This is a genomic window from Saccharicrinis sp. GN24d3, from assembly GCF_052400645.1.
Taxonomy (GTDB): Bacteria; Bacteroidota; Bacteroidia; order Bacteroidales; family Marinilabiliaceae; genus Saccharicrinis.
Genome location: NZ_JBQTGI010000013.1, coordinates 100,479 through 120,951 on the forward strand (window position 1 = coordinate 100,479; position 20,473 = coordinate 120,951).

Below are 20,473 nucleotides of genomic sequence, written 5' to 3' on the forward strand. Positions count from 1 at the left end.
TATATTTGAGACAAATTGAATATGATGACAAGAATTGTATGTCTGTACGTATTTGTGACGTTTATCGCGCTAAATATTGATGCCCAAAGAATACTGTCGCAGCAATCAAAAATATCTGTCTTGACCTGTTCCCAGGGCGACGAATTATATGCCGCTTTCGGGCATACGGCCCTGCGGGTTAGCGATGCTGAAAACAATATCGACTGGGTTTTTAACTATGGTACTTTTGATTTTAACACGCCTAATTTTTACTTAAAATTTGCCAACGGGAAACTCAATTACATCCTCAGCATAAGCAAATTCGAGCATTTTTTGCCCGAGTATTTCAGGAACAACCGAACCGTTACCGAGCAGATATTAAACTTACCGCTCGAAGACAGGCAAAGCATATTTAATGCCTTGATGGTCAACTACCGTCCCGAAAACCGTAAGTATAAATACGACTTTTTCTACGATAATTGTGCTACGCGTATTGTGGATATGGTTGCAGATAACATCAAAGGTGAGCTTGTCCTTGAAACAGAAAAATCAAAGGAGTTATCGTTTAGGGAATATCTGCATCATTACCTTGTTTATTCACCTTGGATTGAAACCGGTTTAAACCTGTTACTGGGATTGCCTGCCGATAAAAAGGCTTCCCTAAGAGAGTCGACTTATCTACCTGATTTTTTAATGGAAGCTTTCGATCGTGCTACGATTAGTAAAGGCAGCGGGGTTAGCGCTTTGGTCGGCGAAAAACATCTACTGTTGGATCTGGATGCTTCAAGAAGCCAAAAAAAGACTGTTTTAAGTCCCGTACGGGTATGCTGGGCGTTCTTACTGTCAGTGTTAGTTTTAAGCATTGTAATGCAAGGTAATTCGCTGATCTATTTTGATCGTTTTTTGTTTTTAATAACCGGATTGGTGGGCATGCTCATGGCATATCTGTGGCTCTTTACCGACCATAGTGTGCCTGCGAATAACCTGAATATACTTTGGGCTGTTCCTACGTTTGTCTACCTGGCGTTTTCGAAGTTGGATTCAAAGATTTCCATGTGTTTGATATACTTTAATTTGGCCTGTTTGACGATCTTCTTGTTAGGGTGGAAATACATACCCCAATCTTTTCCGTTGGCAACAATTCCCTTGGCTTTGTTGTTAGTGTTTCGGTTGTACACAAAACTTAACGCGAATACAAAATTTATTTAGGTATGGAAAATGATGGAAAAAAGAAAAAACTTGGGGTACTTGTGGTTTTATTTTGGGTTACAGTGGTATCCTGTGCATTTTCGCAAAATAACGTCCCTAAAGTGATTGACTTCAAGCAACTGAACGAAAGAATTGATTTGGTTGGCCGGGATTCCATATTGGTCGTCAACTTTTGGGCAACATGGTGCAAGCCATGTGTTGAAGAAATGCCTGTTATTGAAAGTATTGCCACCATGCAAAAGGAAGTACCCGTTAAAGTGCTGTTGGTAAGCCTTGACTTTCCGGAGAAAATTGAAAGCAAGCTGGTTCCTTTTATTAAGAAGCGCGCGATTCTCAGCGAAGTTGTTGTTTTGGACGAGAGAAATCCCAACGATTGGATTCCAAAAATAGACGACCAATGGAGCGGCGGCATTCCCGCTTGTTTGTTTATTTATAAAAACAAAACCATTTTCCACGAGGGACAGGTTAGTCCGGAATTCATTGAAAACACATTGAACTCTTTATTGCTTTGAGTGTTTCTATGCTAGTTCTCTTTCCACATTCCATTGTTGAAGGAAAGATTTTTTTACTAACAAAAAGCAATATACATGAAAAAACTAGCATTATCCGCAATTTTTGCATTAGCTGTGCTTACCGCACAAGCACAGCTGAACATTGGCGATGTAGCACCGGGTTTTAAACTGAAAAGTACCGATAACAAAGCTGTGTCCCTGGACCAATATAATTCCCAAAAGGGTGTCGTGTTAATTTTTACCTGTAACCATTGTCCTTATGCCAAGTTGTACGAAGACAGGATTATAGCATTGGACAAGGAATATAAAGCAAAAGGATTCCCGGTTGTTGCCATCAATCCCAACAATCCAGAGGAATTCGAGGATGATTCCTTCGAAAATATGATAATCAGGGCTAAGGACAAAGGGTTTACTTTTCCGTACCTGGTGGATGACGAAGGATTATATGCCAAATATGGCGCCACCAAAACTCCGCATATTTATTTGCTTAAAAACGCGTCTGGTAAGTTTAAGGTAAGTTATATCGGTGCAATAGACGATTCTCCAAGGGATGCCTCGCGGGTTAAGGAGAAATATCTGGCACAGGCTATTGATGCTTTGCTTGCCGGTAAGGAGCCCAAAGTAAAGAATACCAAGGCAATAGGATGTAGCATCAAACCTTATTGAACATTTTTTCAGGTAAGGCTTTAAGTGGTAAATTACTACTTGAAGCCTTAAACACCTGTTATGCTGCCAGTTGAAATAACCTTTTTGACTTTTATGCGTATATAGACGTATTTAATAGAGGTTGGTAATGTTTAAGCATTGATATTTTGTGGTTTAAATTGCTTTTACCTATTTTTACCAACATTAAAGTGAATATTAGATGACATTTATATATAAAGCAAGCATCGCATTGTTGGGGGTTATTTCGCTAAGTGTCGCGAACCTAACTTTTTTCAATTCTGGCGATTCTTTTGGTGGGGACTTTGTTCCACCAGCACCTTCTGTTGCTTCACATAGAATTTCCAACGCTTTTTCCGATCAGGAGAAATTCGAGGTTATCGATTACAATATAAACCGCTTTCTCAGAAGAAATCATTTGGCCGGCGCCTCCGTGTCGGTGGTGAAAGATGGTAAGCTTGTGTTTACCAAGGGATACGGTTATGCCGACAAGGAAAAATCCATTCAGGTACAACCATATAACCTGTTCAGGATCGCCAGTGTTTCCAAATTGGTTACTGCCGTGGCGGTGATGAAACTGGTTGAAAACGGAAATTTAACATTGGATAGTAAAGTGTTTGGAAAAGACGGTATTTTAAACGACTCTATTTTCTTGGGCTATAGGGACCGAAAAGTGGAAAGAATAACTGTAAAACAGTTACTTAATCACTCTGCCGGTTTTACCAACAGGTACGGGGATCCGATGTTTATCCCAAATGTAATCGCAAAAAAAATGAAGGTCGATTACCCGGTTGAGAAAGAGGATATTATTCGTTTTATGTTGACTAAGCGCTTGCATTATCCGCCAGGGACAATGTCTTCTTACAGCAACTTGGGCTATGCCATTCTTGAAGAAGTGATAGAAAAGGCTTCAGGAATGGATTACGAACTTTATGTAAAAACCAACGTGTTGTATCCTTTGGAAATTTTCGATATGCAGATTGGCGGGAGCTATCCTTGGGAACGTTTTGACCTGGAAGTTAAATATTATGAGCCGGACGATGCTTATTTGGTAGACGACCATATGGGGAGCAAAAATATGGTGCCCAGAAGTTATGGAGGCAACGATATAAAAACCTTGGGGGCTGCCGGCGGTTGGATAGCCTCGACAACCGATTTGTTGAGATTGGTAGTTGCCATCGATGGATTCGATACCCCGAACGATATACTCTCTAGCAATAGCATTCACGAAATGAGCTCTACCGAACTTTTAGGTGGAAGCCCGCTGGGATGGCGCGGGGTCAGAAAACATTATTGGTACAGGACAGGTACGCTGGCCGGAACATCTGCATTGGTTGTTCGCCAGGACGATGGTTTGTCATATGCCATCGTGTTCAATACCAATTCCTGGAAAGGTCCTGAATTTGCGAACGATGTAAAGTGGATGATGGACCGTACTTTGGCCAAAGTGGACGAATGGCCCGATTACAACTTGTTTGATCTTAGAAACAAGGAAAAACCACAACGTAAAACTATTATTTTCTAAACATTTGTATTGACCTGATGTTAATATTGCATCAAAAAATGCATTTTAATGGCGTACATTAGGTTAAATAGGGTGATATGGTAGATATTTCAGAATTTAAGATTACAGAATTACCTTTTGGAGAAAGACGTACTAACTTTAAACCGGATATACGTATATACGAATATCTAAAAGAGGAAGGTGTACGCAAAATGATCAACGACCATTACGAACTATTGGTGAAAAGTGAGATCAAAGATATTTTTCCACCAAAGGGAGAGCTGCTTGAAGGTGCCAAAAAACGTTCGGCAGATTTTTTCGTGCAGCGTCTAGGCGGCCCTGAATACTATAAAATGACACGGGGAAATCCCATGTTGGCCAACAGACATTTGCCGTTTAAAATAACACCTAAAACACGTATTGAGTGGCTTAATTGCTACAGGCAAGTTTTATCGCGCATAGAAAATGTACCCGATGATTTAATCTTGTCGTTTTGGCGTTGGCTTGACGAGTTTTCGAACTGGATGGTGAATCAACACGATGAACCTCAGTTCAAAATAGGTTTCCGTATTCCGAAATAATATATTTTAAGCATCTTATGTCAGATGCTTTTTTTTAAGGTATGCTTGTCTTATAGTTGATATTATGTTATTTTAATATATATAAAAATATCCGGGCCAACCGACCCGGATATCTAACTAATTCCCTTCTTATAAAGTCTTAAGTTTTTCATTTACTTCATTATACTTCTCATTCATCTCGAAACGATAGTATAAAGTCTTAAGGCTTTCCAATACTGCAGCCTCTTCAGGTTTGATTTCCGTTGCTCTTTCGAAGTAAGGTAACGACTCTTTAAATGTTGCCTCTGCTATGGCTTTCTTAGTCTCAAACTTTTTAAAGTCTGTTTCCGAATTAGCGTCGTTCATTTGCTCCACACCTTTGTTAAAGTACATTACTCCAAGGTTATATAGCGCATTAAAATATTCTGAATCAATCTCCAAGCATTTCTTGTAGTCAGCTAATGCAGCATCAAAATTCTTGCTGTTATCATTCAATACAGCTCTTGCATAATAGAATGATGGATTATTCTCGTCACTTTCAATCGCTTTGTTTAAGTAATCTAAAGCCTTATCGTTTTGATTCGTTTCAAGGTAAAAGTTGATCAATTGCGTCAAAATCCTCTCGTCTTCAGGATAAGTCTCGAAACCTCTGATCAAGTTAGCTCCCATTTTTACTGAGTCACCTTTCTCGGCATACATCTGGTGCACCAACAAAATAGCATCGCCTCCACCGTATTTTACAGATATTGCTTTATCGAAATACTTTTCTGCCATTGGCCAGTTTTTGCCGTTATAGGCGGCCAAGGCTGTGTTGAAGATGATAGCAGTATCTATTTTTTCACCTTGTAACTCTACCAGATATTCGTTCTGGTTTAACTTTAATAGGCCGTCAAAAGCAGTAACTGCCGTAGCGAAGTCTTCCTTGTTAAACGCCTCAACACCTGCGTTAGTCAATTGGTTTCCAAAGAACAATAAAGCCTGACCGATTTCTTTTTTATACTTACCAATTTTCTTACCCTTAGCATCTCCTTTTTTGTCCAATTCGATAGCCTTTTGATAATACTCATAAGCTTTTATGATTCCTTGATCATCTTTTCCGTTCTGAGCCAATTTTGTATAAACTTTTGCTGCAACGATATACGTTTTAGGATTGTTCATACTTTTTTCATGTGCCATCGCTGCATCAATGGCCTCTTTCGCTTTAACCGCATCACCTTGATCCAGCAAGGTTGTAGCCGTGGTAATTTTTCCAGTTTGCGCAATAGCCGCAGAAAAGGTTAGCACAGCTGCTAAAAATAAAACTGTCTTTTTCATCATATTAATTTTTTTTGTGTGGATTTTCACCTCAAAAATAATATTTTTTTATTCTTGATCGTTGTTAATTGTTTCGTCGTTGTTATTATCTGTTTTTTCGTTCAATGGATTTCCTTTTTCTCCTTCGGTATTTTCTCCATCCTCCTTTGCCGCTTGAATCTCTTCCTCTTTAAAAGCCGAAACTTTTGCAACGGAAGCGATCTGGTCACTGTTCCTTAGATTGATTACCTTGACTCCCTGAGTGGCCCTTCCGGTGGTTCTTAATTCCGATAAGGCCAAACGAATGGTAATACCCGATTTGTTGATAATCATCAAGTCATTGTCGTCGGTCACATTTTTGATGGATATGAGTGCACCTGTTTTGTCGGTAATCTTCATGGTTTTCACACCTTTACCACCGCGGTTGGTTATTCGGTAATCTTCAATTTTAGATCTTTTACCAAACCCGTTTTCAGATACCACAAGTACATCCTCTTGCTCTATATCTTTTACACATATCATGCCAACCACTTCGTCTTTACTTGTATCTAACGCTATACCTCTAACGCCTAATCCAGTACGGCCAATGCTTCTTACCTTGGACTCGTTAAATCGGATAGCTCTACCCGATCGCGTGGCCATCAAAACTTCCGCTTCGCCATGCGTTAATCTGGCTTGGATCAGTTCATCATCTTCTTTAATGGTAATGGCGTTTACTCCATTTACACGTGGACGGGAATAATCCGCCAATAATGATTTCTTGATAATACCCTTTTTGGTACCCATTATAATATAATGGCTGTTGATATAATCTTGATCGTTTAATTTTTTTACTTTAATAAATGCTTTAACCTTGTCATCCGGTTCAATATTCAACAAATTTTGAATAGCTCTACCCTTGGTATTTTTGGCACCTTCTGGAATCTCATACACCTTTAACCAGAAACAACGTCCTTTTGCTGTAAAAAACAACATGGTATTGTGCATGGTAGCAGGATACAGGTGCTCGATAAAGTCCTCGTCGCGTGTGGTACTTCCTTTAGAACCTACTCCCCCTCTTGTTTGGGTTCTAAATTCCGCAAGAGGCGTTCTTTTGATATAACCCATATATGAAATAGTAATTACCATTTCATCATCGGCATAAAAATCTTCAGGATTGAATTCTTCTGATGAGTATACAATTTCTGTTTTTCTCTCGTCACCGTATTTATCCCTGATTTCGATTAATTCATCGGTGATAATTTGCATTCTGCGAGGTTCGTTCTCCAAGATTTCTTTTAAGTCCGCAATTTCCTTTAACAGGTCTTCATATTCGCTACGTAACTTATCTTGTTCCAGTCCTGTCAGCTGGCGCAGGCGCATGTCTACAATTGCCCGAGCCTGGATATCTGAAAGCTCAAAGCGCTCAATCAGTTTCTCGCGTGCTTCATCCGGACTGGATGCACCTCTGATTATCTTGATTACCTCGTCGATATTGTCACTGGCAACAATAAGTCCTTCAAGGATATGGGCACGTTTTTCTGCCTGCTCCAACTCATATTGGGTACGGCGTGTAACCACGTCGTGACGGTGCTCCACAAAATTACTGATCAAACTTTTTAGGTTAAGCATTTGCGGACGGCCTTTTACCAGCGCAATATTATTAACACTAAACGACGACTGTAATGCAGTTAATTTATATAGGTTATTTAAAACTACGTTGGCAATGGCATCGCGTTTTAAATCGACCACGATACGCATACCTTCCCTGTCCGACTCATCGTTCACATTTGAAATACCGTCGATTTTCTTCTCGTTGACAAGGTCGGCAATTTTAATAATCAGTTCAGCTTTGTTTACCAAATAGGGAATCTCGGTAATAACAATCTTGTCCCTTCCGTTCTTATCGGTTTCAACTTCTGCCTTGGCACGCACGACTACTTTGCCTCTGCCCGTTTCAAAAGCGTCTTTTACCCCTTTATAACCGTAAATAATACCTCCCGTTGGAAAATCAGGAGCTTTTACATACTCCAGTAATCCATCAATATCTATATCATTGTTCTCGATATAGGCAATTGTAGCATTGATGATCTCCGTTAAGTTATGTGGTGGCATATTGGTGGCCATACCAACCGCAATACCGGAAGCACCGTTTACCAATAGGTTGGGTATCCTGGTAGGTAAAACTGTGGGTTCCTTCATAGAGTCGTCAAAGTTCAACTGAAAATCGACGGTTCTCTTGTCAATGTCAACCAGCGTTTCTTCCGCTATTTTATTCAAGCGAGCCTCGGTATAACGCATTGCGGCAGGGCTGTCGCCATCTACGGAACCAAAGTTCCCTTGTCCATCGACCAGCGGGTAACGCAACGACCAATCCTGTGCCATACGCACCATCGCAAGATAAACCGATGAATCACCGTGTGGGTGGTACTTACCCAGCACCTCCCCTACAATTCTCGCTGATTTCTTATATGGCTTGGTGGAAGTAACTCCTAAATCGCTCATTCCATAAAGAACACGCCTATGTACCGGTTTAAAGCCGTCCCTAACATCAGGCAATGCCCTGGAAACAATCACCGACATCGAATAATCGATGTAGGCCGATTTCATTTCTTCCTCAATATTTATCTTTATTATTTTCTCTCCTTCAGCCATTTAATATTAAATTATGAATTAGAATATACAAACGAAAACAGGCCTTTCACAGCCTGTTTTTTGGACGGCCTAATTTAGTCATTTATGTGCTAATATTAAAGGGAAAAAGTACACAATTTATTAACAAGCAATAAACATTCTGGAATCCGCATAATTATTACTATTTTTATGCTTTATTGCATGGGAAATTTAAAATAAATTGTACTTTTAAATTAACAATGCATTACATTATTGGCATGAATAACGGAAGATTTGACATAATCAGTAAGTCAGTCTGTTGAAATGTCAGCATTGAACTTAATTGTACGGTAATTGTAATAGAAACTAGAAAAGATGTATCCAATGAATTTGAATTTTTCTCAAAGGATTAATGATGTGATAGGTTTTTCCAAAGAAGAAGCCGAGCGTTTGGGCAACCCTTATATTTCACCGGAACACCTTTTACTTGGCCTTTTAAGGGAAGGTGAAGGTACGGCCATAGAAATACTGGAACAATTGCAGGTTGATCTGGATAACCTAAAAAGAAGCATCGAATCAAAGCTGAAAACAAATGTTGTATTAGAACATACTGAACATATTCCCCTACTAAAATCATCGGAAAGAATTTTACGGTTGATTTATCTGGAGGCCCGTTCGGTAAAAAGCGAGAATATTAATACCGGGCATTTGCTTTTGGCATTATTAAAGGACAACAATGGATTTATACCTGAACTTATGGCAGAAGAAAAGATTAATTACGAAAAAGTAAAAGGATTGATGACAAACAACGAGCCTTTGGCCAAGGCAGACTTGCCGGAGGACGATGATCAAGACAGTCCTTTTTCCTCGGGAGGCGGTTCAGACGCGCCTCGTTCAACCAGTGGCTCCAAAGGGTCCGACACACCTGTGTTAGACAATTTTGGTATCGACATTACCCAGGCTGCCGAAGACGGGAAGCTGGATCCCATTGTGGGTCGCGAAGGGGAAATTGAAAGATTGGCGCAAATTTTAAGCCGACGTAAAAAGAACAACCCCATTTTAATTGGCGAGCCGGGTGTAGGTAAGTCTGCTATTGCGGAAGGATTGGCTATCCGCATCCACCAAAAGAAAGTATCACGCGTGCTATTCGATAAAAGAGTGGTGACGCTTGACCTGGCCTCGATTGTGGCTGGCACAAAATATAGAGGTCAGTTTGAGGAAAGAATGAAAGCCATATTAAATGAGCTTTCAAAAAATCCGAATATTATCTTATTTATCGACGAGATACATACCATTGTAGGCGCGGGTGGTGCAACAGGTTCTCTGGACGCCGCCAACATGCTTAAGCCTGCCCTGGCCCGCGGCGATATTCAATGTATTGGTGCAACCACTTTAGATGAGTACCGACAGCATATCGAAAAAGACGGTGCCCTGGAAAGACGTTTCCAGAAAGTAATGGTGGAACCGACAACTATTGAGGAAACGATAGAAATACTTAACAATATTAAAGAGAAATACGAAGACCATCACAACGTATCTTTTACCGAAGAGGCAATTGATGCCTGTGTAAAGCTAACTGAAAGATATATCACCGACCGTCATTTACCAGACAAAGCTATTGATGCTTTGGACGAAGCGGGCTCTCGTGTTCATATTTCTAATATCATTGTTCCTGAAACTATTTTAAAGCTGGAAGAGCAAATCGAGGAAACCAAGGAAAACAAGATTAAAGCGGTAAAAGCACAGAACTTTGAATTGGCAGCCAGCTTCAGGGATAAGGAAAAGACCTATTTGGAAGAACTGAACATTGCCAAGTCGAAATGGGAACAGGAACTTCAGCAACACCGAGAAACCGTTGATATTGAGAAAGTGGCAGAAGTGGTTGCCATGATGACAGGTATCCCGGTTCAAAGAGTGGCACAAGCAGAAGGGTTCAGGCTTCTTCAGATGGGAGATCAATTGAAGGGTAGTGTTATCGGACAGGAAGAGGCTATTCAGAAGATTGTTAAAGCCATACAACGGAACCGCGCAGGGCTTAAAGATCCGAACAGACCGATTGGCTCATTTGTGTTCCTGGGACCTACAGGGGTTGGTAAAACACATTTGGCCAAGGTGTTGGCGAAATACCTGTTCGATTCAACAGATGCGCTGATCCGTATCGACATGAGTGAATATATGGAGAAATTCTCGGTTTCCCGTTTGGTTGGAGCGCCTCCGGGGTACGTGGGTTACGAAGAAGGCGGTCAGCTGACTGAGAAGGTAAGAAGAAGGCCATACTCCGTGATTCTGCTGGACGAGATTGAAAAGGCTCACCCTGACGTTTTTAACTTGTTGCTACAAGTATTAGACGAAGGTAGATTGACAGACAGCTTGGGACGTAGGGTGGATTTTAAAAATACCATAATCATCATGACTTCCAATATCGGTAGTCGCGAATTGAAAGATTTCGGTAGAGGTGTCGGTTTTCAGCCCAGCAGTAGGGAATCCGATTCGGACCATGCCCGACATGTTATTCAAAAAGCGTTGAAAAAAGCGTTTGCCCCTGAGTTTATCAACCGTATAGATGACGTTGTTGTATTCAACACGCTTGACAAAGAACATATCTTCAAAATCATTGACATCGAGCTTAAAGGTTTATATGACCGTGTAGAATCGTTAGGATATAAATTGCAACTGACGGATAAGGCGAAAGATTATATCGCGTCCAAAGGTTTTGACACTAACTTTGGTGCCCGTCCGCTGAAAAGAGCTATCCAAAAATACCTGGAAGACGAGATGGCGGAAGTAATTATTCAAGCTTCCGTCACAGAAGGTGATATCATCAAAGTAGACTTTAACGAAAAGGATGAAAAGATATTCTCGTCCATAGAAAAAAACGTTGAGGCAATTAAAGATTCGGATGCGAGTGAAAACTAGCAAGGTGTATCCTGCATGGATCGAAACCAATAAATGAAAAAAGCTGTCTCAAACATAAATGATGAGACAGCTTTTTTTGTGATTGATGGTCTGTAATTTGGTTATATTCAAATCACTCTTTAATATCTACCAATGTAATCTTAAATTTCAATACATCATCGGCTAAAGGGCTATAGGTTCCCCTGTAAGCATAACTGCTTGGAATATATAAATTTGCTTCTCCACCCTCACTCATATGCGGGATTCCAATTTGCCAACCGGTGATGAGATCTGAAAGTTTAAAGGTTACCGGATCGGCGGATGCTTCGATTAAATTATTATCAGGAATAGTGTATAAGCTATAATTAACCGTAACGCTATCGTTTATTGTCGGGTTATCGCCCGTTCCCTCCAACAAATGCTCTATATATACACCATATGGAGTTGCAATGGTATCTATTATGTTGTTGGCAATAAAATAATCCTGGATTATTTGTTCATCCCGCTCTGCATAATCAACCGATTCAAAAATATCTGAATCGTCGGAACAGCTAATAAGCCCTATGGCAACAATAATGGCAACTAAAACTTTTTTCATCATAAATTTTAATAATTTGTATTTAAATCAATGAGACAACTTAACTCAACCGGTTGCCTCCTCTCTTTAGGTTATTCCTCGTACTTTTCGGGTTTCTCTTTATCGTAGGCCTCCACGATCTTTTTCACCAAAGGATGGCGTACAATATCCCTGACATCAAAATTGATTATCTTTATACCTTTCACTTTGTTTAAGATTCGCATGGCTTGCACCAGTCCGGACATGGATTTACGGGGAAGATCTATTTGGGTTATGTCTCCCGTGACCACATATTTGGTGCTTTGACCCATGCGGGTCAGGAACATCTTTATCTGGTTTACCGTTGTGTTTTGGGCTTCGTCCAAAATCACAAATGCCTCGTTTAAAGTCCTGCCGCGCATAAAAGCCAACGGGGCAATCTGTATGGTCCCGTTCTCCATATAGTCCTTTAGTTTGGCAGCCGGAATCATGTCCTGCAAAGCATCGTACAACGGTTGCAAATATGGATCAATTTTTTCCTTCATGTCGCCAGGTAAAAAGCCGAGCTTCTCCCCTGCTTCCACTGCCGGCCGGCTTAAAATAATCCTGCGTACCTCCCTTCTCTTCAATGCCCTAACTGCCAATGCGATGGCCGTATATGTTTTGCCCGAACCTGCTGGCCCCACCGCAAAAATAAGGTCATTTTTTTCGTATTCCCGCACAAAGAGCTGTTGGTTGGTAGTTCTGCCTTTGATGGGTTTTCCATTAATCCCATATAATATAACATCATCAACCTCTTTGGTTTTTCCAACCGTGCCACTATCTATAATTTCAAATATGGAATGTTCGCTCAACACATTGTATTCGTTATAATGATCGAGTAGCAGGTGAACTTTCTCTTCAAAGAAAGCGACTTCCTCCTCTTCTCCCATTGCCTTGAGCCAATCGCCGCGCGCAATAATACGCAGCTTAGGAAATTTGCTCCTAATCAATTCGAGCTTTACGTTCTTCACGCCCAAAAACTCAATTAAATCTACAGAATCAAGGTATATCAGTTTTTCTATCATATATATATATGGGTAATAAAGAATACAAATTAACAACAAATATTAATAAAGTGGATGGATATTTTTACATTTGAACTTAATAAAATATCAATTCCAAAATAAAACTGATGCAAGAAAAATTAACTGCTTTTGAAGAGTTATTAATAATAATGGACGAACTCAGGGAAAAATGCCCCTGGGACAAACAACAGACCAATGAAACACTCAGGACCCTTACCATTGAAGAAACCTACGAATTGGCGGATGCCATCATAAAAAACGATGCGACCCTGATAAAGAAAGAATTAGGCGACTTATTACTGCATATAGTGTTTTATGCGAAAATTGGTGAGGAAAAACAACAGTTCACCATTAAAGATGTCATCAAATCATTGAACGAAAAACTGGTTTACCGGCACCCCCATATCTTTGGCGACACCAAGGTAAATGATGCCAAAGAGGTTGAAGAAAACTGGGAGCGTTTAAAGTTAAAGGAAAAAGGAGGCAACAAATCCGTTTTGGAAGGAGTTCCGGATTCGTTGCCTGCCTTGGTTAAAGCCAACAGGATACAGGACAAAGCCCGCGGCGTTGGTTTTGACTGGGAAAACCGCGAACAAGTTTGGGACAAGGTTCAAGAAGAACTGCAGGAAGTAAAAGAAGAAATTGCTAGAGGAGACCAAGATAAGATTGAAGCTGAATTTGGTGATTTGTTATTTTCCATTATTAACACCGCTCGATTATATGGTGTAAACCCCGAAAACGCGTTAGAAAGAACCAACCGTAAGTTTATTCAACGCTTTAATTATTTGGAAGACAAAACCATAAAACAAGGATTGGATTTAAAAGCAATGTCGTTGGAAGAAATGGACAAGATTTGGGAAGAAGCAAAAAAAGAGAGTATGTAGTAGGTAGCTGTTTAATTAAAGTAATGTATTCGGGCAAAATAAAAGAGGTTTTTTGATTTAAGCATGCTAAATAAAACAAATCTTATCCACCCGCTTAATGTTTAGTCTATATCATGTGCTATATTTCTTTCATTATCCTTCCAATTCATTTTTTTGTGGACTATTCCATTATCTGTGCCTTGGAGAATATGATAATTGACAGAAAACAGATGTTAAATTTTAAATGGGATAGTGCTTTACTTTCCGAATCATTTTTTGTAAATTATTAAAATTAAATTTCTTCCTAAAACATCACATTATGAAAGCACTAAAAATCCTATTAATCTTAGCATTTGGAATACTAATAGTTACTAGCTGTAAAAACAAACCCAAAGTAGGTCTGCTGATGGACACCTTAGAACGAGAACGTTGGAAAAAAGATATGAAGCTGATTGAAGAAAAGGTTGTTGAGCTTGGCGGAACCTGTGTTGTGGCAATAGCTGATTCAGATCCAGACAAACAAGAGGACCAGGCCAAAGAGATGATCGCAAACGGAGTAGAAGTACTAATTGTTGTTCCGGTTGACTCGAAAAAAGCAGGTAACATAGTCAGATATGCGCACAAAAATTACGTGCCGGTTATTTCCTATGACCGCTTAATAAAGGATTGTAACCTAGATTATTATATATCGACCGACAATATTGCGGTTGGAGAATTGCAAGCCAATTACCTCACTAAAATAAAGCCCAAAGGCAAATACGGAATTGTGGGCGGTTCTGTAATCGACAATAACGCATACTTGCTTAACCTGGGGCAAATGAATGTATTACAGCCTCTTGTTGAAAGAGGTGATATTGAAATTGTATTTAGTAAATTTTCCGATACATGGTCGTTGCATGAGGGCTATAAAATCACCAACGATTATTTAACCAACGTTGATACTGCTTTAGATGCCGTAATTGCGGGCAATGACGCTATTGCTGCAGGTGTTATCAGTGCGCTGAAAGAACACAATATGGATGGCAGGGTGTTGGTTGCAGGTCAGGATGCCGATATTGAAGCAATACGTAATATTGCGGGCGGTATACAAACCATGACCATTTACAAACCCATTGAATCGATGGCTTTTGCCGCTGCCAACGCTGCCATAAAAATTGCCGATGGAGAAGCTCCTTCGAACATGAATCTAACCGTTAACAATGGTAAAAGGCTTGTACCTGCTATCTTGTTGCCGGCACAAATTGTGCACCGCCAAAACATTAAAATGACAGTTGTTTCGGAAGGTTTTATCGCAGCAGAGGATATCGAATAACGCGAACATACCAAGACAGTATGCCTTCATAATTTTAATAAATAGACCTTGATTGGTTTTGGCTTGCTTACCTGATCTATTCATATTTAATTACAAAAATTCATGAATTAATCAGGCTCGATAGTGATAGTTAAAAAAGGCGGGCAGTATTTTTTAAATAGTGTTTTATTTAGTAAGACTGGAATTATTAGCTCATTCGGTTTAGAATAAATTGGGATGGTTTGGGACTGCCTGTCTTTTTTAGAAAACTATTGCTATTTTAGCGATAAAATAGCAATAGTACATGTCAAAACTTAAAATATATAAGGCCTCAGCCGGTTCTGGAAAAACCTTTACGCTCACCAAAGAATTTCTGTTCCTTCTGTTTAAAAACCCAACAAACTACATACATACCCTGGCCGTTACTTTTACCAACAAGGCTACCGGCGAAATGAAAAGCCGCATACTTGAAAAACTGTATGAAATATCTACCAGCAAAACAGATGATTATGTGAGCGATCTGATTGTGGAATTTAAACTAAGCGACAAACAGGTAAGACATAGAGCGAAAGTGCTTTTGAGTTACTTGCTACATGACTTCTCTTTTTTTTCGGTAAGTACCATAGATAGTTTTTTCCAGAAAATAATACGTTCGTTTGCGCGGGAAGCCGGTTTGGAAAGTGGTTTCAAAATAGAATTAAACACGCCCAAAATTCTTCAAAAAGCCGTTGACCACCTGCTAATGAAAGTGGATCTGCCTGAAAATTCTCATCTGAAGGATTGGTTAGTACAATTCGCCGAACAAAAGCTAAACCAAGGTAAGAGCTGGAACTTAGGTAACGATTTACATAAACTGGGTTCCGAAATTTTCAATGAACTTTTTCAGTTAGAGAGCCGTGATATTTTCAACGTTATCAGCAACAAGGAACAGATGCAAGATTACCTGAACCGAATTCAGGCAATCATAAACGGTTTTGAATCAAAAATAAAAGCGCTTGGCGAAGAAGGAAGCACGGCGATAAAGAGAAGTGGGTTAAATTACGACCTGTTTACAGGCAAAAGCCGTACTCCCGTTAAATATTTCGAAAAACTTAAAATCCTGGATAAACTGGAACCGGGGTCTACCCTACTTAAAATTATTGATGAACCGGAAAAATGGGGGCGCAAGGATAATCCCCCTGCTGTTAATCAGCAGATATCGGAATTATATCCCTTACTCAACATGCTGGTAAAAAAAGCCGTTGATTTGATGGAACGGGAATATGAAAACTACGTCACGGCAAAGGTGATCAGCCAGAATTATTTTGCACTGGGTATTATTGCAGACATCTCCAATGAAGTCCAGGCTATATGTCGCGACGAAAACATGTTTTTGATTGCAGACTCGTCGCACTTTTTAAACAAGATTATTGACCAAAACGATACGCCTTTTATATACGAAAAGATCGGCACGCGCTTCCAAAATTTTATGATCGATGAGTTTCAGGATACCTCAAAACTGCAATGGCTTAACTTCAAACCTCTTGTCGACAACTCCCTGTCAAGCGGTGAAACCAGTTTAATTGTTGGCGATGTAAAACAGTCGATTTACCGATGGCGTAACTCGGACTGGAACCTGTTGGCCGGCAAAGTTGAGCACGATTTTAAACAACATGGCAGTGAGGGGCTTACCCTCAACAAAAACTGGCGAAGTCTTTCTAATATCGTTGGGTTTAATAACGCTCTGTTTGTATCGGGTGCCGGATACATCCAAAACGATTTTAACCGATTGTTTTCCGATTTTATAAAAGATGAAGAAACGATATCGGAATTTGGCTCTAAGATTTCCCGGGCATATGCCGATGCATTTCAGGAACTGCCCGAGAAACAAGAACCCGACCAAGGACATATTAAATCGAAATTTTTAGCTCCTGACAAAGAGCTGAGTTACGATGAGCGAATGCTCGCAGAAATGGTGGAAAACATCGAAACATTGGTGGAGAAAGGTTATCAATATAGTGATTTTTGTATCCTGGTACGGAAGAAAGGTGAAGGGGAAACCGTTGCCAATGCTTTGCTCTCAGGTGCTTATTCCGAAGAAGGTAGGGTCATACCTGTTATCTCCAACGAATCGTTGTTTCTGTCGGGATCTTCGGCTGTAAACTTTATGATGGCTCAAATAAAGTTCCTGCAAAACCCCAATAATCTGATCCTCAAAGCCGAAATGGTATTAAGCCGTGCGATATTAGAGAGAAAGGAAAAAACGGGTACTGTTGAAGTGGGTAAGCACTTTGATTTTGATGAGGAAATCGGGTTTGCAAAAAAAGAATTTGATTGGATTAACGAGCTGTTGACACAACGTCAGAAACCTTTACTTGAACTGGTTGAACTGTTGGCTCATAAATTACCAGGGGAGATAAAAGAAAAACAAGGCGTTTTTATTCAGGCGTTGATTAATTGCACCAACCAATTTATCAAAGATCACTACCCTGATTTAACCGCTTTTATCGATTGGTGGGACGATAAGGGCATTCGTGAGGCAGTTGCCGTACCCGACGACCAGGATGCCATTAAAATAATGACCATACACAAGTCCAAAGGCTTGGAATTTAAGGTGGTAATTGTACCTTACTGCAATTGGAAACTGGATTCCGAAATTAAAAGTAATATTATTTGGTGCAGGCCCAATAAGGCACCATTCGATCAGATAAAATTATTGCCTGTTACCTATACATCCCAGTTACGGAATACCATTTTTAAAGAAGAATATTTTCAGGAACGTTTATACCAATATGTCGATAGCTTGAATTTACTGTATGTAGCCCTAACGCGCTGTTGCGAGGTTTTGGTGACTTTTGGCAACACACCGTCGAAAAACAGCAAAGGTGAGCTTAAGAGTGTATCAGATTTAATGTATTACGCCATTAACCATCATCAAATGACAGAAAAAAATGGCTACATAGATCTGGCCGGTTCTTGGGATGGAGAAAATGGATTGTTTAGTTATGGCAAAATTCCGGAACAAGTATTAAACGATAAAAAGGAACAAGAAATACTCAGTGAAACACTTAAACCTTTTTCCAATAAGCTGTTGAGTGATGAAAACATAGCCATTAAAACAGATAGTGACGGCTATTTTTCGAGCGATGGCGGGCAAAGCAAGGTTAATTACGGAAAGGTAATGCACGAGGCCTTTGAGTTTATTCAGACCATTGATGATATTGACATTGCCTTGACCAGAATGATTTTTGAAGGCAAAATATCTAAATCGGATAAGGAAATACTAAAAGAACAAATAGCTGAATTAGTTTCAAAACCCGACACGAAAGAATGGTTTAACCCGGAACACCGAGCCAAGGCCGAAAATGCCATTTTAACAAAAAATGGTACCTATCGCCCCGATCGGGTTGTGTTTTTAAACAATGAAGTTCATATCATCGACTATAAGTTTGGTGATATTGAGGAGCCAAAATACGAAAAGCAGGTTTCGCAATATATCCGGCATGTAAAAAAGATGGGGCATCCTAATGTCAAAGGATTTATTTGGTATGTTTCGCTGGACAAGATTGTTCCTGTTTCAACTGAAGCTATTCAGGGAAGTTTATTTTAAACCCGGATTATGTATTGGGGGTTCGTCCTGAGCATTGCAAATACAATAAAACAAGGCATTTCTGAAACAAGGCATCACTTGTCCCGATTACTTTCGGGAGCATCGTTCTGGTGAGTTGAAGTGATGCAATGAAGTGCCTTGTTTTAAAGTAATTTCAATGTGTAATAGAATTTCTAATGCATATTGCGGGTTAAATATTCACCCGGGGAATCAAACCATGGCCACGTCTTTACAAATGAATAGGTTCATTAGGATAAATGGTGGTTCATACTAGCTGGATTTTAATTGACCTCTTCAATTCGTAATTTAACAGCGTAGTCTTCAGGCTTAATGTCTTCACCATATACAGGAGCAGGATTGCACTCTAGCAATACAAACTTAATGGTATCTATTATTGTATCTGTTTGAAAACCTGCATGCGTGTGTAAAATAAAATTTTGGTGGTCCTTTATTTCCAAATCAAACAAAATGGCAGCATCGCCTTCCCAAACGCATTCTACCCCAGTAGGACATCTGGAATCACTGACCACCTTAATCATCTGTAAACGGAAGTTATTAACCTGATTGTGATGCACCTGTCCATTTTTTATCACTACTTCATAGGGCAAGTTAAACTCATCTGTATTTACACAACTTAATGATGACAAGATAAGTGGTAGCAAACAAATAAAATATACCATAACTTTGTTCATAACCTTTTTTAATATGATGAATATAAATTGCTTGGGTTGCGTGTAAAGTTAGTGTTGCTTTCCGTTGGCCAAGTACGCTTTCAAAAACTCAAACTCATGTTCAAAGTTGGGTGTAAAATATCCCTTACCCAGGCCAGCATTAATCTCCTCCATAGTCCAAAACTTACCTTCACTCACCTCCGACGGGTGAGGTTTTAAAGGATAATCCGTAACCGAAACAAAAGCAAAAACCAATTCCTTTTCGATATTGCTCTCCCACTTGTATTGTTTAAAAGGCGTGGCAGAAAACTCTTGCAAGGCTATTTCCTCCATTGCTTCCCTTTTTAGTGATATATCGATTGATTCATCGACCGCAACATGTCCTCCTACGGCGGTATCCCATTTTCCGGGCTGCACCAATTTATGGTCTGCCCGCTTTTGAAGGTACAACTCGCCTTTTGAATTCAGCACTTGCAAATGCACCACGGGATGTAAAATCATAGAACCTTTGTGAGCTATACTACGGGGCATTTTACCCGATACTTTGCCATCATCGTTAACTATGGGCAGCCATTCCTCCCCTTGATATTTGTTTTGCGCCCGGCGTTTTTTATATAACTCAAAAATAAAATACCCACCAAAGAACACATAAAAACCTGGGCCACTAATACTAACCCACACCTCCTTGCTCATAGCAACAGCCGAAACAAAAACCAGGATAGTATGTACTGTAAAAATCCAGAACAAAACTTTGATACTTTGAAGCATTTCGTATTGTTGCCAGGGGTTTATTGAAATATCCTTTAAATATCGACCGCTTATCGCCATCATGATATTGTGCCTGCCATAGGCCGAAATACCCAGCAATACACACAATATTGTACCGATTACCCCGGGTTTAAGTTTAAAGAACAAATCGTTTTCCAACAATAAAGAAACTCCCCCCATTGCCACCAGAAGCCCCACATCAAACAGGATGAATTTATCCGGTTTTTGCTTCCGGAATAAGCTGTAGGTTATTTCTATGAACCCAAAAGCGATAGCTATAAGTAAACCAACTTCTGTCCCCCATATACTATCTGCAATTACGAATATAATCAGGGGAGCCAAACCTGGCAATAGTTTTTTGATAAGTCCAATAGCGTTCATGCAATATTTTTAATTGAACGCCAAAAATAATTAAATTAACCCAAATAAATCAGAAGTATAACCATATCCAATGTTTCTCA

General features: G+C 39.8%; 15 protein-coding genes. 9 read left to right on the forward strand and 6 right to left on the reverse strand.

Going from position 1 to position 20,473, the window contains the following annotated elements:
• Positions 1-21 precede the first annotated feature (21 nt).
• The 5 genes from ACT29I_RS16190 to ACT29I_RS16210 all read left to right on the forward strand — a co-directional run bounded on the left by ACT29I_RS16190 (position 22) and on the right by ACT29I_RS16210 (position 4,448).
• Positions 22-1,188 (forward strand): lipoprotein N-acyltransferase Lnb domain-containing protein, encoded by a 1,167-nt coding sequence (locus tag ACT29I_RS16190; RefSeq protein WP_444793931.1) that lies wholly within the window; start codon positions 22-24, stop codon positions 1,186-1,188.
• A gap of 2 nt (positions 1,189-1,190) precedes the next feature.
• The gene (locus tag ACT29I_RS16195; protein ID WP_430932743.1) at positions 1,191-1,700 is read left to right on the forward strand and encodes a TlpA family protein disulfide reductase; all 510 of its coding nucleotides are present in this window, start codon (positions 1,191-1,193) and stop codon (positions 1,698-1,700) included.
• A gap of 75 nt (positions 1,701-1,775) precedes the next feature.
• Positions 1,776-2,366: a thioredoxin family protein gene (locus ACT29I_RS16200; protein WP_430932741.1), complete on the forward strand. Its 591-nt coding sequence runs from the start codon at positions 1,776-1,778 to the stop codon at positions 2,364-2,366.
• Positions 2,367-2,565: 199 nt separating this feature from the next.
• Positions 2,566-3,888 carry a serine hydrolase domain-containing protein gene (locus ACT29I_RS16205; protein ID WP_430932740.1) on the forward strand — a complete coding sequence of 441 codons (1,323 nt, stop codon included), beginning with the start codon at positions 2,566-2,568 and terminating at the stop codon, positions 3,886-3,888.
• Between the two features lie 77 nt (positions 3,889-3,965).
• A complete protein-coding gene (locus ACT29I_RS16210; RefSeq protein WP_430932739.1) occupies positions 3,966-4,448 on the forward strand; it encodes a globin domain-containing protein in 483 nt (160 codons plus the stop codon).
• A gap of 129 nt (positions 4,449-4,577) precedes the next feature.
• Here ACT29I_RS16210 and ACT29I_RS16215 read toward each other — a convergent pair whose 3' ends face one another.
• Positions 4,578-5,744 (reverse strand): tetratricopeptide repeat protein, encoded by a 1,167-nt coding sequence (locus ACT29I_RS16215; protein ID WP_430932738.1) that lies wholly within the window; start codon positions 5,742-5,744, stop codon positions 4,578-4,580.
• 45 nt (positions 5,745-5,789) lie between these two features.
• On the reverse strand, positions 5,790-8,354 hold the full coding sequence (gyrA, locus tag ACT29I_RS16220) for a DNA gyrase subunit A (protein ID WP_430932737.1): 2,565 nt from the start codon (positions 8,352-8,354) through the stop codon (positions 5,790-5,792).
• 342 nt (positions 8,355-8,696) lie between these two features.
• On the opposite strand from gyrA, the gene ACT29I_RS16225 reads away from it, so the two are divergent.
• Positions 8,697-11,228, forward strand: coding sequence for an ATP-dependent Clp protease ATP-binding subunit (locus tag ACT29I_RS16225; protein ID WP_430932736.1), 2,532 nt, complete (start codon positions 8,697-8,699; stop codon positions 11,226-11,228).
• A gap of 112 nt (positions 11,229-11,340) precedes the next feature.
• Here ACT29I_RS16225 and ACT29I_RS16230 read toward each other — a convergent pair whose 3' ends face one another.
• Positions 11,341-11,808, reverse strand: a complete 468-nt coding sequence (locus ACT29I_RS16230; protein ID WP_430932735.1) for an FKBP-type peptidyl-prolyl cis-trans isomerase — start codon at positions 11,806-11,808, stop codon at positions 11,341-11,343.
• 68 nt (positions 11,809-11,876) lie between these two features.
• A complete protein-coding gene (locus ACT29I_RS16235; RefSeq protein WP_430932734.1) occupies positions 11,877-12,830 on the reverse strand; it encodes a PhoH family protein in 954 nt (317 codons plus the stop codon).
• A 107-nt stretch (positions 12,831-12,937) separates the two neighbouring features.
• On the opposite strand from ACT29I_RS16235, the gene mazG reads away from it, so the two are divergent.
• The 3 genes from mazG to ACT29I_RS16250 all read left to right on the forward strand — a co-directional run bounded on the left by mazG (position 12,938) and on the right by ACT29I_RS16250 (position 18,573).
• The gene (mazG, locus tag ACT29I_RS16240; protein WP_430932733.1) at positions 12,938-13,714 is read left to right on the forward strand and encodes a nucleoside triphosphate pyrophosphohydrolase; all 777 of its coding nucleotides are present in this window, start codon (positions 12,938-12,940) and stop codon (positions 13,712-13,714) included.
• Between the two features lie 298 nt (positions 13,715-14,012).
• Entirely contained in the window at positions 14,013-15,005 is a 993-nt protein-coding gene (locus tag ACT29I_RS16245) for a sugar ABC transporter substrate-binding protein (RefSeq protein ID WP_430932732.1), read from the forward strand.
• 283 nt (positions 15,006-15,288) lie between these two features.
• On the forward strand, positions 15,289-18,573 hold the full coding sequence (locus ACT29I_RS16250) for a UvrD-helicase domain-containing protein (protein WP_444793932.1): 3,285 nt from the start codon (positions 15,289-15,291) through the stop codon (positions 18,571-18,573).
• 281 nt (positions 18,574-18,854) lie between these two features.
• Here ACT29I_RS16250 and ACT29I_RS16255 read toward each other — a convergent pair whose 3' ends face one another.
• Both ACT29I_RS16255 and ACT29I_RS16260 read right to left on the reverse strand, forming a co-directional pair.
• Positions 18,855-19,265 (reverse strand): hypothetical protein, encoded by a 411-nt coding sequence (locus ACT29I_RS16255; protein WP_430932730.1) that lies wholly within the window; start codon positions 19,263-19,265, stop codon positions 18,855-18,857.
• A gap of 48 nt (positions 19,266-19,313) precedes the next feature.
• Positions 19,314-20,393, reverse strand: a complete 1,080-nt coding sequence (locus ACT29I_RS16260) for a septation protein IspZ (protein WP_430932728.1) — start codon at positions 20,391-20,393, stop codon at positions 19,314-19,316.
• Positions 20,394-20,473: the final 80 nt, after the last annotated feature.

Bases quoted from the DNA above. Each gene is read 5' to 3' on its own strand.
- ACT29I_RS16190 (WP_444793931.1), top strand. From the start codon at position 22: ATGATGACAAGAATTGTATGTCTGTACGTATTTGTGACGTTTATCGCG.
- ACT29I_RS16195 (WP_430932743.1), top strand. From the start codon at position 1,191: ATGGAAAATGATGGAAAAAAGAAAAAACTTGGGGTACTTGTGGTTTTA.
- ACT29I_RS16200 (WP_430932741.1), top strand. From the start codon at position 1,776: ATGAAAAAACTAGCATTATCCGCAATTTTTGCATTAGCTGTGCTTACC.
- ACT29I_RS16205 (WP_430932740.1), top strand. From the start codon at position 2,566: ATGACATTTATATATAAAGCAAGCATCGCATTGTTGGGGGTTATTTCG.
- ACT29I_RS16210 (WP_430932739.1), top strand. From the start codon at position 3,966: ATGGTAGATATTTCAGAATTTAAGATTACAGAATTACCTTTTGGAGAA.
- ACT29I_RS16215 (WP_430932738.1), bottom strand. From the start codon at position 5,744: ATGATGAAAAAGACAGTTTTATTTTTAGCAGCTGTGCTAACCTTTTCT.
- gyrA (WP_430932737.1), bottom strand. From the start codon at position 8,354: ATGGCTGAAGGAGAGAAAATAATAAAGATAAATATTGAGGAAGAAATG.
- ACT29I_RS16225 (WP_430932736.1), top strand. From the start codon at position 8,697: ATGAATTTGAATTTTTCTCAAAGGATTAATGATGTGATAGGTTTTTCC.
- ACT29I_RS16230 (WP_430932735.1), bottom strand. From the start codon at position 11,808: ATGATGAAAAAAGTTTTAGTTGCCATTATTGTTGCCATAGGGCTTATT.
- ACT29I_RS16235 (WP_430932734.1), bottom strand. From the start codon at position 12,830: ATGATAGAAAAACTGATATACCTTGATTCTGTAGATTTAATTGAGTTT.
- mazG (WP_430932733.1), top strand. From the start codon at position 12,938: ATGCAAGAAAAATTAACTGCTTTTGAAGAGTTATTAATAATAATGGAC.
- ACT29I_RS16245 (WP_430932732.1), top strand. From the start codon at position 14,013: ATGAAAGCACTAAAAATCCTATTAATCTTAGCATTTGGAATACTAATA.
- ACT29I_RS16250 (WP_444793932.1), top strand. From the start codon at position 15,289: ATGTCAAAACTTAAAATATATAAGGCCTCAGCCGGTTCTGGAAAAACC.
- ACT29I_RS16255 (WP_430932730.1), bottom strand. From the start codon at position 19,265: ATGAACAAAGTTATGGTATATTTTATTTGTTTGCTACCACTTATCTTG.
- ACT29I_RS16260 (WP_430932728.1), bottom strand. From the start codon at position 20,393: ATGAACGCTATTGGACTTATCAAAAAACTATTGCCAGGTTTGGCTCCC.